The 14,057-nt window shown below is 65.5% G+C and carries 14 protein-coding genes; 1 reads left to right on the top strand and 13 read right to left on the bottom strand.

Going from position 1 to position 14,057, the window contains the following annotated elements; all coding sequences use genetic code 11:
* Positions 1-56 precede the first annotated feature (56 nt).
* Both FJ424_RS00175 and FJ424_RS00170 read right to left on the bottom strand, forming a co-directional pair.
* Complete coding sequence (locus FJ424_RS00175; RefSeq protein WP_140658309.1) at positions 57-1,256, bottom strand: pyridoxal phosphate-dependent aminotransferase; 1,200 nt, start codon at positions 1,254-1,256, stop codon at positions 57-59.
* Between the two features lie 220 nt (positions 1,257-1,476).
* A complete protein-coding gene (locus FJ424_RS00170) occupies positions 1,477-2,238 on the bottom strand; it encodes an HpcH/HpaI aldolase/citrate lyase family protein (protein WP_140658307.1) in 762 nt (253 codons plus the stop codon).
* A 122-nt stretch (positions 2,239-2,360) separates the two neighbouring features.
* Between FJ424_RS00170 and FJ424_RS00165 the strand changes: the two genes are divergently transcribed.
* On the top strand, positions 2,361-3,452 hold the full coding sequence (locus FJ424_RS00165) for an LLM class flavin-dependent oxidoreductase (RefSeq protein ID WP_140658305.1): 1,092 nt from the start codon (positions 2,361-2,363) through the stop codon (positions 3,450-3,452).
* Here the strand turns inward: FJ424_RS00165 and FJ424_RS00160 are convergent, their stop codons facing one another.
* From FJ424_RS00160 to FJ424_RS00105, 11 genes are all read right to left on the bottom strand, one after another.
* Positions 3,453-3,848: a RidA family protein gene (locus tag FJ424_RS00160; RefSeq protein ID WP_140658303.1), complete on the bottom strand. Its 396-nt coding sequence runs from the start codon at positions 3,846-3,848 to the stop codon at positions 3,453-3,455.
* A 43-nt stretch (positions 3,849-3,891) separates the two neighbouring features.
* Positions 3,892-5,040 (bottom strand): acyl-CoA dehydrogenase family protein, encoded by a 1,149-nt coding sequence (locus FJ424_RS00155; RefSeq protein ID WP_140658301.1) that lies wholly within the window; start codon positions 5,038-5,040, stop codon positions 3,892-3,894.
* Positions 5,041-5,250: 210 nt separating this feature from the next.
* Entirely contained in the window at positions 5,251-6,063 is an 813-nt protein-coding gene (locus tag FJ424_RS00145) for an enoyl-CoA hydratase family protein (protein ID WP_140658299.1), read from the bottom strand.
* Entirely contained in the window at positions 6,060-6,524 is a 465-nt protein-coding gene (locus tag FJ424_RS00140; RefSeq protein WP_140658297.1) for a MarR family transcriptional regulator, read from the bottom strand. The genes FJ424_RS00145 and FJ424_RS00140 overlap by 4 nt, the downstream gene beginning before the upstream one ends.
* Positions 6,518-7,291, bottom strand: coding sequence for an SDR family NAD(P)-dependent oxidoreductase (locus FJ424_RS00135; RefSeq protein ID WP_140658295.1), 774 nt, complete (start codon positions 7,289-7,291; stop codon positions 6,518-6,520). Before FJ424_RS00135 ends, FJ424_RS00140 begins: the two co-directional genes overlap by 7 nt.
* Complete coding sequence (locus tag FJ424_RS00130) at positions 7,288-9,582, bottom strand: bifunctional salicylyl-CoA 5-hydroxylase/oxidoreductase (protein ID WP_140658293.1); 2,295 nt, start codon at positions 9,580-9,582, stop codon at positions 7,288-7,290. Before FJ424_RS00130 ends, FJ424_RS00135 begins: the two co-directional genes overlap by 4 nt.
* 189 nt (positions 9,583-9,771) lie before the next feature.
* A complete protein-coding gene (locus FJ424_RS00125) occupies positions 9,772-10,371 on the bottom strand; it encodes a VOC family protein (protein ID WP_140658291.1) in 600 nt (199 codons plus the stop codon).
* Between the two features lie 71 nt (positions 10,372-10,442).
* Positions 10,443-11,273 carry an ATP-binding cassette domain-containing protein gene (locus tag FJ424_RS00120; protein WP_140658289.1) on the bottom strand — a complete coding sequence of 277 codons (831 nt, stop codon included), beginning with the start codon at positions 11,271-11,273 and terminating at the stop codon, positions 10,443-10,445.
* Positions 11,266-12,144 carry an ABC transporter ATP-binding protein gene (locus tag FJ424_RS00115; RefSeq protein ID WP_140658287.1) on the bottom strand — a complete coding sequence of 293 codons (879 nt, stop codon included), beginning with the start codon at positions 12,142-12,144 and terminating at the stop codon, positions 11,266-11,268. The genes FJ424_RS00120 and FJ424_RS00115 overlap by 8 nt, the downstream gene beginning before the upstream one ends.
* Complete coding sequence (locus FJ424_RS00110; RefSeq protein WP_140658285.1) at positions 12,141-12,989, bottom strand: ABC transporter permease; 849 nt, start codon at positions 12,987-12,989, stop codon at positions 12,141-12,143. The genes FJ424_RS00115 and FJ424_RS00110 overlap by 4 nt, the downstream gene beginning before the upstream one ends.
* A complete protein-coding gene (locus FJ424_RS00105; RefSeq protein WP_140658283.1) occupies positions 12,982-13,989 on the bottom strand; it encodes an ABC transporter permease in 1,008 nt (335 codons plus the stop codon). The genes FJ424_RS00110 and FJ424_RS00105 overlap by 8 nt, the downstream gene beginning before the upstream one ends.
* Between the last annotated feature and the right edge of the window lie 68 nt (positions 13,990-14,057).

The following is a 14,057-nucleotide window of genomic DNA, read 5'->3' as shown; positions in this document are numbered from 1 at the left end:
TTGATCGGGCGGGCTGACCCGCACGGTTTCTTGCCGTCCCGCCTCCCAGCGGGGCGTCAATTCATGGCGGCGACCATGCGGGTGAGCGCGGTCGCTATCTGGTCGCGGTCGCGGCAGACGCACATTCTGAGGAATGCCGTTGCCGAGCTTCCGAAGAGATGGCCGGGGGCCAGCCCGACGCGGGCCGTCTCCAGGATCCTGGCGCAGGCTTGCCGGGCGTCGTTTTCACCCTCAAGCGCAAAGAAGGCATACATGCCGCCGCGCGGTTTGGTCGGCAGGATGATGCCTGGGATTTGCGCCAGCCTGTCATAGGCAAGGTCGAGGCCGGTCCTGATCCGCCGTCTGATTTCCTCGACCAGCGGCTCGCCCTGCCGGATCGCCGCCACGGCGCCGGCCTGGATCGGGGCCGCGGTGCCGCTGTTGATATATTGCGTCATCGCGCCGAGTTGGTCGGCAACGCCTGAAGGATGGGTCAGCCAGCCGATGCGCCAGCCGGTCATCGCCCAGGCTTTCGAGAAGCTGTTGACCGACAGCACCCGGTCGCCGTCCTCGGCGATCTGCAGGATCGAGGGCGCGACGTCGCCGTCGAAATAGAGCCGGCCATAGACCTCGTCGGAGATGATCCAGATACCGGTGCGCCGGCTGAAGTCGAGCAGCGCCTGCATCTCTTCGCGCGTCGCCGTCCAGCCGGTCGGGTTGGAGGGCGTCGACAGGAAGATGGCGCGGGTGCGCGCGTCGCAGGTGGCGAACAGCCGGTCGAGGTCGAGCCGCCAGTCATCCTTGAAGTCGAGCGAGAACGGCCGCGGCTCGCCGCCGATCAGGTGGATGGCGTTGTGGATGTTCGGCCATTGCGGCGCGACATAGACGACGTTGGTGCCGGTATCGACCAGCAGCTCAAGCGCAAGGTACAGCGCCTGCATGCCGCCCGGCGTCACCGTGGTCCGCGCGATCGGGATGGGGCGGCCATGGATGCGCGTCTGGTATTCCGACAGCGCCTCGTTCAGCGGGCCGTGCCCGCGCATGTTGGGGACGTAAAAAGTCAGGCCCTCGTCGAAAGCGGCCTTCGCCGCGTCGCGGATGAAGGCGGGCGTCACCATGTCGCCCTCGCCGTACCAGAGTGCGATGACATCGCCGAGCTCTCGCGCGCGAACCGCCAGGTTTGCGATGTTTTCCGTGTGCAGGTCGCGAATTTGCGCCCGCACGCCATCGAAAGCATAGCGCGCGCTGGACGACGACTGGGGCAACACAAACGACAAGGACTGAAACCCCTTCCACCAACGATGGACCGACCGGAAAAGCCCCTCGCCACGGCAGTCGCATCAGCTTCGGATGCTATCCAAAGCGCGGCGCTTTTCAAGGCAAAAGTTTTAAGCTTAAAAAGTCGGCTGGCCTGTCGCTTCGCCGATACGCCTTTTGACCGCGATCGTCATCAGGCGTGTTGAGGTCAGGCCGGCATCACCTGAATATCAACATGCCTTAGCCCAGTTCGGCGCGCGCGGCGGTACAGTTGGCCGCGGCGCCGGCGCCGAGAAACATCGTGTCGCTGGCCAGCACGAAGAAACTCGCGCCGATGGTTGTCCATCGGCCGACATTCTGCGGGCTGGCGCAAAATATGCCGGCGGTCCTGCCATGCGCCACCGCCGCGCCGATGATTGTCCTGATCGCCTGGGAGAGCTTGTCCGCGCCCGCCGGTCCGACGGCATCGATCGACACCGAGAGGTCGCCTGGGCCGACGAAGACAACATCGATGCCGTCGACGGCTGCGATCGCCTCGATATTGGCCAGCCCCTCGGCGGTCTCGACCTGAATGGCAACGACAATCCGCTCATTGGCGGCGGCAAGATATTCGGGAATGCGATAGCCGTAGCCGGCGGCCCGACCGGGGCCGACACCGCGCTCGCCGTGCGGCGGATAGCGCGAGGCCTTGACCGCCATCGCCGCCTGGGCCGCTGTCGAGACGCGTGGGATCAGCACGCCTTGCGCGCCGCTGTCCAGCGCCGCCTGGATCGCTTCCGGCGCATGGCCGGGAACGCGCACCATGGTCGGCACACGATGCACATCGGCCGCGCGCAGCATGGTCTCGATCGTCTCGCGCGAAATCTGCGCGTGCTCCCAGTCGATGCAGAGGAAATCGAGGCCGGACGACGCCATCACTTCGATGGCGACCGGATGGGGGATGGCGGCGAAGGACCCGATGAGGTTCGCCTTGCCGATGCATTTCTGGCGGAATTCGCTCATGCCTGTCCCCTTTTCGTGTTGCTCAATGCATATCCGCAAACTGCGGTGAGGCGAAGCTGTTTCAGGCTTGAAATATTTTCGCCCGGGCCTAGCGTGTGGGGCTTCCGCCACGAGTTCCGGACATGATCAAAGCGCATCCCCTGCACGGCCCGAACAGACTGAAGCTCGGCGTCTTTTCCACCAACGCCGATGGCGGGCTGGCCATCACCGACGTGCCGGAACGCTGGACGGCAAGCTGGCAGGATAATCTGACGGCGGCGCAGATCGCCGATCGCGCGGGCCTCGAATTCATGCTGCCGATCGCCCGCTGGCGCGGCTTCGGCGGCCGCAACAAGGTGCGCGAATTCTCCTTCGAGACCTTCACCTGGGCGGCGGCGCTTGCCGCCGTGACCGAACAGATCGGCTTGTTCATGACCGTGCATGTGCCGCTGGTGCATCCGCTCTATGCCGCCAAGGCGCTGGCGACGGTCGACCATATCAGCCAGGGCAGGGCGGGGCTCAACATCGTCTGCGGCTGGAACCCGAAGGAATTCGGCATGTTCGGGACGCCGCTGGTCGAGAAGGGTTATGACCAGGCAGCCGAATGGATCGAGATACTCGAACGGCTTTATGCTTCAAGCGAGCCGCTCGACCATGAGGGTGCTTACTATCGGCTGAAAGAGGCGGTGAGCCGACCGGCCAGCCTGCAGGTGCCGCGCCCGGTGACGATGAACGCCGCTTTCGGCGGACCGGGCCGGGATTTCGCCGCCGCCAGATGCGACTATCTTTTCACGACCTTCTCGGAGATGAGCGATGCCGGCAAGCATGTCGCCGATATCGGCGAGCGAGCCGCCAAGGCGGGCCGCGACGTCGGCGTCTACACCGTGGCGCATGTGGTCTGCCGCCCGACCATGGAGGAGGCGCAAGCCTATTACACGCGCTACGCCGTCACGATGGCCGATCACGAAGCGGTCGATGCCCATATGGCCGGCAAGAAGGAATTCTCGCAATCGCATGATCCGCATGCCTATGACCGCTACCGCCAGCGTTTCGCCGGCGGCGCCGGCACATATCCGCTGATCGGCACGCCGGAAACGATCGCCGCCGACATGGCGGCGATCGCCGCGCATGGCTACCAGGGCATCGCGCTGTCCTTCGTCAACTACACCCAGGAACTGCCCTATTTCTGCGACCACGTGCTGCCGTTGCTAAGGCAGGCGGGCCTTCGCCAGTAGCTACTCGGGTATCACAGCCGTCGCTTGAATCTCCACCTTGGCCCGGTCCTCGACCAGCGCCACCACCTGCATGGCGGCCATCGCCGGGAAATGCCGGCCGATCACGTCGCGGTAGGCTTCGCCGATGCCTTTGAGGTTGCCGACATACTCGGCCTTGTCGGTGAAGTACCAGGTCATCGAGGTGATGTGCCGCGGCCCACCGCCGGCTTCGGCGAGCACGGCGACGACATTGGCGAGCGTCTGGCGCACCTGGCCGACGAAGTCGTCGGTCTCGAATTTGCACTCGGCGTTCCAGCCAACCTGGCCGCCGACGAACACCAGTCGTCCTTGTGCGGCAACGCCATTGGCGTAGCCGATCGGCTTGGCCCAGCCTTCGGGCTGCAGGATCGTATGCATGTCTGGCCTCCCCTATTTCAAATTTGGTTCGCAAGGCATCGCGTCACGCCCCGCCTATCACCTGCCTGGCGATCACCACTTTCTGCACGTCCGAAGCGCCCTCATAGATGCGCAACGCCCGGATCTCGCGATAGAGGCTCTCGACGATGTGGCCCTTGCGCACGCCGTCGCCGCCATGCAGCTGCACCGCCTTGTCGATCACCTCCTGCGCCTTGTCGGTGGCGAACAGCTTGGCCATCGCCGCTTCGCGCGTCACCCGCGCGGCGCCCATGTCCTTGGTCCAGGCGGCGCGGTAAACGAGGAGCGCGGCGGCGTCGACATCGAGCGCCATATCGGCGATGTGGCCCTGCACCATCTGCAATTCGGCCATCGGCGCGCCGAACAGCTTGCGCTCGCTCGCCCGCTTGACGCTCTCGTCCAGCGCGCGTCGTGCGAAGCCGAGTGCCGCCGCGCCCACCGTCGAGCGGAAGACGTCGAGCACCGACATGGCGATGCGGAAACCATCGCCGGGCTTGCCGACAAGGGCGGAAGCCGGAACCCGTACATTGTCGAAGGAGAGCCGCGCCAGCGGGTGTGGCGCGATGACCTCGAGCCGCTCGGCGACGCTGAGCCCCTTCGCGTCGCCTGGCACGACGAAAGCGGAAATCCCTTTCGCGCCAGGCGCCTCGCCGGTGCGGGCGAACACGACATAGAGGTCTGCGATGCCGCCATTGGAGATCCAGGTCTTTTCGCCGGAAAGCAGATAGTCGCCGCCGTCGCGGGCCGCCGTCATCTCCATGTTGGCGACATCCGATCCTGAACGCGGCTCCGACAGCGCGAAAGCCGAGATCGCCCGACCGGCCCGCGTCTTTTCCAGCCAGCGCTGCTGCTCCGGCGTCCCGAACAGCGAGATCGCGCCAGTGCCCAGCCCCTGCATGGCGAAGGCGAAATCGGCGAGCCCATCATGGCGCGCCAGCGTCTCGCGTGTAATGCAGAGCGTGCGCACGTCGAGCGGTCCGGGGTTGGCGGGGTCCAGCGCCGTCGGCTTCAGCCAACCGTCGCGGCCGAGCTTCGCCACCAGCGCGCGGCAGGCTGCGTCGATGTCGTGATGATCGACGGGAAGGTTTTGTTGGCACCAGGCTTCGAGACGCTCGGCGAGTTGGCGGTGGCGATCTTCGAAGAAGGGCCAGGAGAGGAAGGAGCGGTCAGGCATGGATTTTTCCTCCCGCGCCTCGTTCCTTCACACCCCCCTCTGTCCTGCCGGACATCTCCCCCGCAAGGGGGGAGATTGGCAGCTTCGGTCTCGTCGCCCATCCTGCAACTTCGGTGATTGGCGAAAGCGGTCGCGACATCTGATCTCCCCCCTTGCGGGGGAGATGGCCGGCAGGCCAGAGGGGGGGGCCTGGGCGAAAACCTTCCATTGCTAATTCCCCTCGAACACCGGCTTTTCCTTGGCCACGAACGCCTGATACGCCCGCTCGAAATCGCCGGTCTGCATGCAGATCGCCTGCGCCTGCGCCTCGGCCTCGATCGCCTGGTCGAGGCCCATCGACCATTCCTGGTTGAGCTGCGTCTTGGTGATGCCATGCGCGAAGGTCGGGCCGGCGATGATGCGCGCCGCCAAATCGAGCGCGTCGGCTTCGAGTGCCGCCGCATCGACCAGACGGTTGTAGAACCCCCAGCGCTCGCCCTCGGTGGCGCTCATGGTGCGGCCGGTGTAGAGCAACTCGGCCGCGCGGCCCTGGCCGATGATGCGCGGCAGGATCGCGCAGGCGCCCATGTCGCAGCCGGCGAGGCCGACGCGGGTGAACAGGAAGGCGGTCTTTGCCTCCGGCGTGGCGATGCGGATGTCGGAGGCCATGGCGATGATTGCGCCGGCGCCGACGGCCACGCCGTCGACCGCGGAAATGATCGGCTTGCCGCAGTTCAGCATCGCCTTGACGAAGTCGCCGGTCATGCGCGTGAAGGCGAGCAGTTCCTTCATGTCCATCTTGACCAGCGGTCCGATGATGTCGTGGACATCGCCGCCTGAGCAGAAATTGCCGCCATTGGGCAGGAACACCACGGCATCGACATCGTCGGCATAGACCAGGTCGCGAAACGTGTCGCGCAACTCGGCATAGCTGTCGAAGGTGAGCGGGTTCTTGCGCTCCGGACGGTCGAGCCGAACCTTCGCGACCTTACCTTCGACCTCCCAGAGGAAATGCTTCGGCTTGAGTTTGGCCATGGCGCTCATTCGCGTCCCTCCCAATTGCTGCGAAACGATTTCAGCATGCCGGCCAGCCGCCGTGCCTCGTCCTCGCTGACATTACCGAGCAGCTCGCCGACCCAGCTCTCATGAGCGGCGGCGATCGCGGCGAAAGATTTCGTGCCTTCCTCGGTCAGCCGCACCATGGAGGTGCGCCGGTCGCCATTGCGCCGCGCCCGCGTCACCAGGCCTTCGGAAACCAGCCGGTCGACAATGCCGGTGACATTGCCGTTCGACACCAGCAGAAAGCGCGACAGGTCGCTCATCAGCATACCTTCCGGCACGCGGTAGAGCGCCGCCATCACGTCGAAGCGCGGCAGCGTCGTGTCGAACTCCTTCTTCAGCCGCTCCCGCAGTTCGGCCTCGATGGTGCGCGAGGCGCGCAGCAGGCGTATCCACAGCCGCAGCCTGTCCTTGCCCGGTCCAGCGGACGTCGGTCCCGCTACCATGTTTCACCTCCCGAGACCGAGATTGCCTGCCCAGTGATCGACCGCGCGGCGCAGCTGCACAGCCAAAGCACCGCCGTCGCGACTTCCTCCGGCTGGATGAAACGCCCTTGCGGGTTCGTCGCCGCGAGGTTCGCGCGCGCTTCATCGGTGGAACGTCCCGTCTTCTCGACGATGCGCTGGACGGATTCCTCAAGCATCTCGGTTTCGACGAAGCCCGGGCAGACGGCGTTGACGGTGACGCCGGATTTGGCTGTTTCGGCGGCCAAAGCCCGCATCAACCCGACCACGCCGTGCTTGGCGGCGACGTAAGGCGCGACATAGGCATAGCCTTTGAGGCCCGCGGTCGAGGCGACGAAAACAATCCTGCCCTGTTTGCGCCCCAGCATTCCCGCGAGCGCCGGCTTCACGGTCAGGAAGGCGCCGGTGAGGTTGACGTCCAGCGTGCGCTGCCAGTCGCCCAGCGAAGTCTTGTGCGCCGGCGCACTAACCGCCATGCCGGCATTGGCGACGACGATGTCGAATGGTCCGCGCGCGGCTTCCGCCTTCTCGTGGAGGGCTGCCATGTCGGCCTCCTTCGTGACATCGGCGGCGGCAGCAAAGATGCGGTCGCTTTCCTTTGCGACCTCGGCAAGGGCAGCTTCGCGCCGTCCGCAGATGGTGACGGCCAGACCTTCTGCCGCCAGTGCCAGCGCGATGGCCTTGCCGACGCCGGAACCGCCGCCGGTGACCAGCGCGTGCTTGCCGGTGATTTCGCGCGCGGCGCTCATACTTTGAGCCCTGCTGCCGCTTCGCGCTCGGCCAGCCGGTAGATCTGGTCGCGTCCGGGCAGATAGGGATCGGGCCATTTGACGCCGCGATCGCCTAGCGTCACCGCCGCGTGCAGCGTCCAGTAGGGGTCGGCAAGATGCGGCCTGGCCAGCGCCACAAGGTCGGCGCGCCCGGCCATCAGGATCGAATTGGCATGGTCCGGCTCATAGATGTTGCCGACCGCCATCGTCGCCATGCCGACCTCGTTGCGGATGCGGTCGGAAAACGGCGTCTGGAACATGCGGCCATAGACCGGCCTGGCGGCGATCGATGTCTGCCCGGCCGATACGTCGCAAAGATCGACGCCGGCCTCGTGCAGCATCTTCGCGATCTCGACCGCGTCCGAAGGCGTGACGCCTTCGATGCCGACCCAGTCATTGGCCGAAATGCGCATCGAAATCGGCTTTTCGGCCGGCCACACCGCGCGCACCGCATGGAAGATCTCCAGCGGATAGCGCATGCGGTTTTCCAGCGAGCCGCCATAGTCGTCGGTGCGGCGGTTGGTCAGCGGCGTGATGAAGGCCGACAGCAGGTAGCCGTGCGCGGCATGGATCTCCAGCATGTCGAAGCCGCAGCGTTCGGCCATCTGGGCCGAGGCGACGAACTGGTCGCGGACCAGATCCATGTCGGCGCGGTCCATCGCCTTCGGCACCTGGTTCTTCGGCGACCACGCGACGGCCGAAGGCCCCATCACCGGCCAATTGCCGGAGGGCAGCGGCACGTCGGTTCCTTCCCAGCCCACCCGGGTCGAGCCCTTGGCGCCGGAATGGCCGATCTGGGCGCAGATCTTTGCTTCGGTCTCGGCATGGACGAAATCGACCAGCCGCTTCCAGGCGACCTCATGCTCCGGTTTGTAGAAGCCCGGGCATCCGGGCGTGATGCGTCCTTCCGGGCTGACGCAGGTCATCTCGATGTAAAGCAGGCCGGCGCCACCTTTGGCGCGCTCGGCATAGTGCGTAAAATGCCAGTCGGTCGGGCAGCCGTCGATCGCCTTGTACTGCGCCATCGGCGAAACGACGATGCGGTTGGCTAAAGTCATGTCGCGCAGCTTGAACGGCGCGAACATCGGCGCGCGGCGTAAGCTGTTGCCGCCGGCGCCGGCCTTGCGCTGGAACCATTCCTCGGCGCCCGCCAGCCATTCGGCATCGCGCAGACGAAGGTTCTCGTGGCTGATGCGCTGCGAGCGGGTGAGCAGCGAATAGTTGAATTGAACTGGATCGAGGCCGAGATATCGTTCGACTTCCTCGAACCATTCCAGCGAGTTGCGCGCCGCCGATTGCAGCTTCAGCACCTCGGTGCGCCGCGCATCCTCATATTTGTGGAAGGCCGCGTCGAGATCGGGCTCGGACTCGACATAATCGGCGAGCGCCACCGCGCTCTCCAGCGCGAGCTTGGTGCCGGAGCCGATGGAGAAATGCGCCGAGGCCGCCGCATCGCCCATAAGCGCCAGGTTCTTGTAAGACCAGCGCTCGCACAGCACGCGCGGGAAATTGATCCAGGCCGAACCTCTGATGTGGTTGGCATTGGTCATCAGCGGATGGCCGCCGAGATGCTTTGCAAAGATGCGCTCGCAGATCGCGATCGATTCCTGCTGCGTCATCTGGCCGAAACCGAACGCGGCCCAGGTCTCTTCGCTGCATTCGACGATGAAGGTCGCGGTCTCGCTGTCGAACTGGTAGGCATGCGCCCACACCCAGCCATGCTCCGTCTTCTCGAAGATGAAGGTGAAGGCGTCGTCGAATTTCTGCGTCGTGCCCAGCCACACGAACTTGCATTTGCGGGTGTCGATGTCTGGCTTGAAGACATCGGCGAAGGCCGCGCGCGATTTCGAGTTCAGCCCGTCGGCGGCGACCACCAGATCATGCGTTTCCATGAAGGGTTTCGGGTCGGAAATATCGGTCTCGAACATCATCTTGATGCCGAGCTCGCGGGCGCGCCGCTGCAGCAGGACCAAGAGCCGCTTGCGCCCGATGCCGCAGAAGCCATGGCCCGAGGACACCGTGCGCACACCGTCATGGATGACGGCGATGTCGTCCCAATAGGCGAAATGCTTCTTGATCCAGACGGCGCTGACCGGGTCGTTCCTGGTCAGGTTCTCCAGCGTCTCCGCCGACAGCACCACGCCCCATCCGAACGTGTCGTCGGCGCGGTTGCGCTCATAGAGCGTCACCTCGTGCGCGGCGTCGCGCAGCTTGAGCGAGATGGCAAAGTAGAGGCCGGCTGGTCCGCCGCCGAGAACCGCAACCTTCATGTCTTGCGATCTCCTCCAGAGCAATTCCGGGAAAAGTAGCGGTTTCCGTCCGGAATTGCGTGAAACGCTCTAAGGCATCGGGAACGCCGGCAATGCCAGCGATCCCAATTTTCAGTATTGCGCCGCGCGGCAGTTATTTCAAGCTTAAAGTTTCATAATTGAATGATCGCCGCCGGCGCGTTTGGTTCTTCACTTGGTCGGATCCTTCGGGCTCCACAACACTGTCTCGGCGCCCTTTTCATAGGCCATCCCATCCGGGTAGCTGATCGCCTCCAACTGCAGCCCCCACGGCGCCTGGAAATAGAGGATGGTCTGGCCGGCGGCCGGCCCTTCCTTCACCGGCAGCGGTCCCATCCTGGTCTTCACTCCCTTGGCCTCCAGATAGGCCTTCGCGGCGGCGACGTCGTCGACATAGAAGGCGATGTGGAAGCCGCCGATGTCGCTGTTCTTCGGCGTCAGATCCTTCTGGTCGGGCGCGGTGTACTTGAACAGCTCGATGTTCGAGCCATAGCCGCAGCGCACCATGGTGATCTCCTCGATCACCGCCTTCGGATCGACGCCGAGCACGTCTTGCATGAACGTGCCCTTGTCGTCGGCGAACGGGCCGAAGGACATCGCCTTCTTGCAGCCGACGACATTGGTGAAGAAGTCGACGGCCTGCTTCATGTCGGGCACGGTAAGGCCGGTGTGGTCGTGCCCGCGCATGCCGGGTATGGAATCCGCCGAGGCCGCTGCCATGGAGCCGAACAAGGCGGTTGCAAGGATCGTGGTCTGGATTGCGTATTTCATGTCACCCTCCGTTCGCGGGCTGGCTTGAAAAACGCACGTCCGAGGCCCGCTGGTCGGCGTGCGGATGGGTTTCATGCGGGAGCCTTGGCGGGCGGCCGCAGCCAGTCCGGATCGATCTCCGGCAGCGGAATGGCGGCAAGCAGGTCGCGCGTGTAGGTTTCCTTCGGGCTGGCGAACAGCGCATCTGTAGCGCTCGCCTCGACGATCACGCCTTCGCGCATGACGATGACCTGCTGGCAGAGCCGCCGGATCACCGAAAGGTCGTGGCTGATGAACGCGACCGTCAGCCCCATCTCGTCCGCCAGTCTTTCCAGCAGCGTCAGGATCTGCGCCTGCGTCGAGACGTCGAGGCCAGAGACGATCTCGTCGGCCAGCACGAATTTCGGCGACAGCGCCAGTGCCCGCGCGATGCCGACACGCTGCCGCTGGCCGCCCGAAAGCTCGTGGCGGTAGCGGCTGGCAAAGCTCTGCGGCAGGCCGACGCGCTGCAGGGCTTCCGCCACGCGCTCCTTCAGCCCGTCGCCAAGCCCGTTCTGCCTCAGGGGCGCCGCGATGATGCTGAAGATCGTGTGGCGCGGGTTGAGCGACGACATCGGGTCCTGGAAGATCATCTGCAGGTCGCGGCGAAGTGGCCTCAGCTCGGCTTCCGAAAGACGGCTGATGTCGTGCCCCTCGAAGCTGATCCTGCCGGCGCTCGGCTCGAGCAGTCGCACCAGAGCGCGTCCGAGCGTCGACTTGCCGGAGCCGGACTCGCCGACGATGCCGGTGACCGATCCCTTGGGCAGGTCGAAGTCCAGCCCTTTCAGGATTTCGGCCAGCGGCGCGCGGCCGATCAGCGGCTTGCGCGTCATGTCCGGCAGCGCCACCTTCAGCCCGCGCACGGAAAACAGCGGCTCAGCCATGGCCGGGCCTCCAGCCTTTGTCGGCGGCGGCGATCTCGGCCGCCAGCCCGGCAAGCACGCTCTCGTCCACCGGCTTCAGCGAGGCATACGGATCGGTGTAGCGCGGCGTCGCCGCGATCAGCGCGCGCGTGTACGGATGCTGCGGGGCTGCCAGGAGCTGCGCGGTATCGGCCTCCTCGACCACCTTGCCAGCATAGAGCACCGAGACTTTCTGGCTGATCTTGGCGACGACGCCGAGGTCATGGGTGACGAACAGGATCGCCGTGCCGTGATCGCGCTGCAGTTGCGCGATCAGCCGCAGGATCTGCTTCTGCACGGTGACGTCGAGCGCAGTCGTCGGCTCGTCGGCAACGATCAGCCTCGGCTCCGCCGCGAAGGCCGCCGCGATCAGCACGCGCTGGCGCATGCCGCCGGACAGTTCGTGCGGATAGCTTTTCAGCACGCGCTCGGGATCGCGGATCTGCACCTCGTCGAGCAACTGACGGATGCGCTGGTCGGCCCTCTCTGCGCTCCAGCCGAGGATGCGCACCAGCCGGTCGGTCATCTGCGGGCCGATGCGCCGCGACGGGTTGAGCGCGGTCAGCGGATCCTGCGGGATCAGCGCCGTGCGTGCGCCGATCAGGTTCCGCCGCGCCTTGGGATCGAGCCGGCCGAGATCGTCGCCCTCGATCAGCATATCGCCCTCGACGACGCGCACGCTTTTCGGCAGGACGCCGAGCACCGCCTTGCCGATCATCGTCTTGCCGGCGCCGCTCTCGCCGACCAGCGCGCGCACTTCGCCCGGCTGGACGGCAAGCGACACCGAGCGCAGCACACGCTGGCCGTTGGGAAGCACGGCGCTCAAGCGGCGGATGTCGAGGCACGCGCTCATCGCAGCACCGGATCGAAGCGCGCCTTCAGCGCCTCGCCAAACTGGCTGAAGGAAAGCACTGTCAGGATCAGCGTGATCAGCGGGAACACCAGCACCCACCAGGCCTGATGGATCGACAGCCGGCCCTCGGCGATGATGCCGCCCCAGGTCGGATCGTCGGTCGAGATCGACAGATTGACGAAGGACAGGATCGCTTCGACGATCACCGCGATGCCCATTTCGAGCGACAACAGCGCCACCACCGACGGCAGCACATTGGGCAGCACTTCGCGCAGCATGATGCCCATGCGGCCATAACCGGCGATGCGCGCGCTCTCGACATAGTCCATGCGCGCCTGGCTCATCGCCTCGGCGCGGATGACCCGGCAGAAGCGTGTCCAGTCGATGATCGCGATGGCGAGGATGACGGAACTGAGTCCCGTGCCCAGCACCGCGACCAGAAGGATCGCGAACAGCACCGGCGGGAACGCCATCCACACGTCGACGATGCGCGAGATGATGCGGTCGGCCCAGCCGCCGAAATAGCCCGCGATCAGCCCCAGCGCCGAACCGAGGAGACAGGCGGACGTCGCGGCGGCGAAGGCAACGATGAAGGCGATGCGGCCGCCGAAAATCAGGCGCGACAGCAGGTCCCGGCCGAGGCTGTCGGTGCCCAGCCAATAACCGGGCTCGGCGCCGTCGAGCCAGAAGGGCGGCAGGCGCTCCAGCATCAGGTCCTGCGCCAGCGGATCCTGCGGCGCGACCAGCGGCGCGAAGATCGCCGCCAGCAGCGCCAGCACAAGCCAGCCGCCGGCCAGCCACAGCCGCGGGCTCAAGCCGCGTCGGGCGATGCGCGCGTCATCCATGGCGCAGCCTCGGATTGAGCAGCGCATACATCATGTCGACGGCAAGGTTGATCAGCACGAAGAGCAGCGCGAACACCAGTACGATGCCCTGGATCAGCGGCAGGTCGCGGTTGATGACGGCGTCGATCGCCATGTTGCCGAGGCCCTCATAGGAGAACAGCCGCTCGACGATGACCGTGCCGCCGATGAGGAAGGTGAACTGCACGCCGACCAGCGTCAGCGTCGGCAGCGCTGCGTTCTTCAGCGCCTCGCGCAGGATCACCTGCGTTTCGGAAAAACCCTTGACCCGCGCCAGCACGACATAGTCGAGGTCGAGCACTTCCTTCAGCGACTGTTTCAGGAGCTGCGCGATGATCGCCGCCAGCGGCAGCGCCAAGGCCACGGCCGGCATCAGCATGTGCTTGAGCAGGTCCCAGGTCAGGTCGAAGCGGAGCCTTAGAATGCTCTCGACCAGGTAGAACTGGGTGACGAAGGGCAAATCGAGCTGCGGCGAAACTCGCCCTGAAATGTCGAACACCGGCACCAGAACGCCGAACAGCAGGATCAGCACAAGGCCCCACAGGAAATCGGGGATGGAAAGCGTCGCGCCGCTGGCGATGTCGATGCCCGCTTCGAGCGCCGTGCCGCGCGAGCGCGCGCCGAGGATCGCGGCCGTGGCGCCGATCGCGATCGCCATCAGCAGCGCCACGGTCGCAAGCTCCAGCGTCGCCGGCAGCCGGTTGAAGACCAGCCTGAGCACGTCCTGGCGCAGCGAGATCGAGGTGCCGAAATCGCCATGCAGCACGCCGCCGAGCCAGATGAAGAATTGCTGCACGATCGACTTGTCGAGCCCGTAGAGCTCGCGCAGCCGCGCAATGTCGTCATTGCTGGCGCCGGGCGGCAGCATCATGGCGATCGGGTCGCCGGGCGCCACGCGGATGACGACGAAGACGACGATGGCGACGCCGAACAGCGTTACCAGCATCGTCAGCAGACGAACGAGGAATCTCTGCAGCAGCATGCGCCCATATGCCTGGATGAAAATGCGCGCCGTCTTGCGGACGGCGCGCGTGGCAATCCAAGACCGAC

Source organism: Mesorhizobium sp. B3-1-8 (assembly GCF_006439495.1).
Lineage (GTDB): Bacteria > Pseudomonadota > Alphaproteobacteria > Rhizobiales > Rhizobiaceae > Mesorhizobium.
The sequence above is the reverse complement of the archived record's forward strand: the minus strand, read 5'-3'. Positions and strand labels throughout refer to the sequence as shown.

Bases quoted from the DNA above. Each gene is read 5' to 3' on its own strand.
- FJ424_RS00170 (WP_140658307.1), bottom strand. From the start codon at position 2,238: ATGAGCGAATTCCGCCAGAAATGCATCGGCAAGGCGAACCTCATCGGG.
- FJ424_RS00165 (WP_140658305.1), top strand. From the start codon at position 2,361: ATGATCAAAGCGCATCCCCTGCACGGCCCGAACAGACTGAAGCTCGGC.
- FJ424_RS00160 (WP_140658303.1), bottom strand. From the start codon at position 3,848: ATGCATACGATCCTGCAGCCCGAAGGCTGGGCCAAGCCGATCGGCTAC.
- FJ424_RS00155 (WP_140658301.1), bottom strand. From the start codon at position 5,040: ATGCCTGACCGCTCCTTCCTCTCCTGGCCCTTCTTCGAAGATCGCCAC.
- FJ424_RS00145 (WP_140658299.1), bottom strand. From the start codon at position 6,063: ATGAGCGCCATGGCCAAACTCAAGCCGAAGCATTTCCTCTGGGAGGTC.
- FJ424_RS00140 (WP_140658297.1), bottom strand. From the start codon at position 6,524: ATGGTAGCGGGACCGACGTCCGCTGGACCGGGCAAGGACAGGCTGCGG.
- FJ424_RS00135 (WP_140658295.1), bottom strand. From the start codon at position 7,291: ATGAGCGCCGCGCGCGAAATCACCGGCAAGCACGCGCTGGTCACCGGC.
- FJ424_RS00130 (WP_140658293.1), bottom strand. From the start codon at position 9,582: ATGAAGGTTGCGGTTCTCGGCGGCGGACCAGCCGGCCTCTACTTTGCC.
- FJ424_RS00125 (WP_140658291.1), bottom strand. From the start codon at position 10,371: ATGAAATACGCAATCCAGACCACGATCCTTGCAACCGCCTTGTTCGGC.
- FJ424_RS00120 (WP_140658289.1), bottom strand. From the start codon at position 11,273: ATGGCTGAGCCGCTGTTTTCCGTGCGCGGGCTGAAGGTGGCGCTGCCG.
- FJ424_RS00115 (WP_140658287.1), bottom strand. From the start codon at position 12,144: ATGAGCGCGTGCCTCGACATCCGCCGCTTGAGCGCCGTGCTTCCCAAC.
- FJ424_RS00110 (WP_140658285.1), bottom strand. From the start codon at position 12,989: ATGGATGACGCGCGCATCGCCCGACGCGGCTTGAGCCCGCGGCTGTGG.
- FJ424_RS00105 (WP_140658283.1), bottom strand. From the start codon at position 13,989: ATGCTGCTGCAGAGATTCCTCGTTCGTCTGCTGACGATGCTGGTAACG.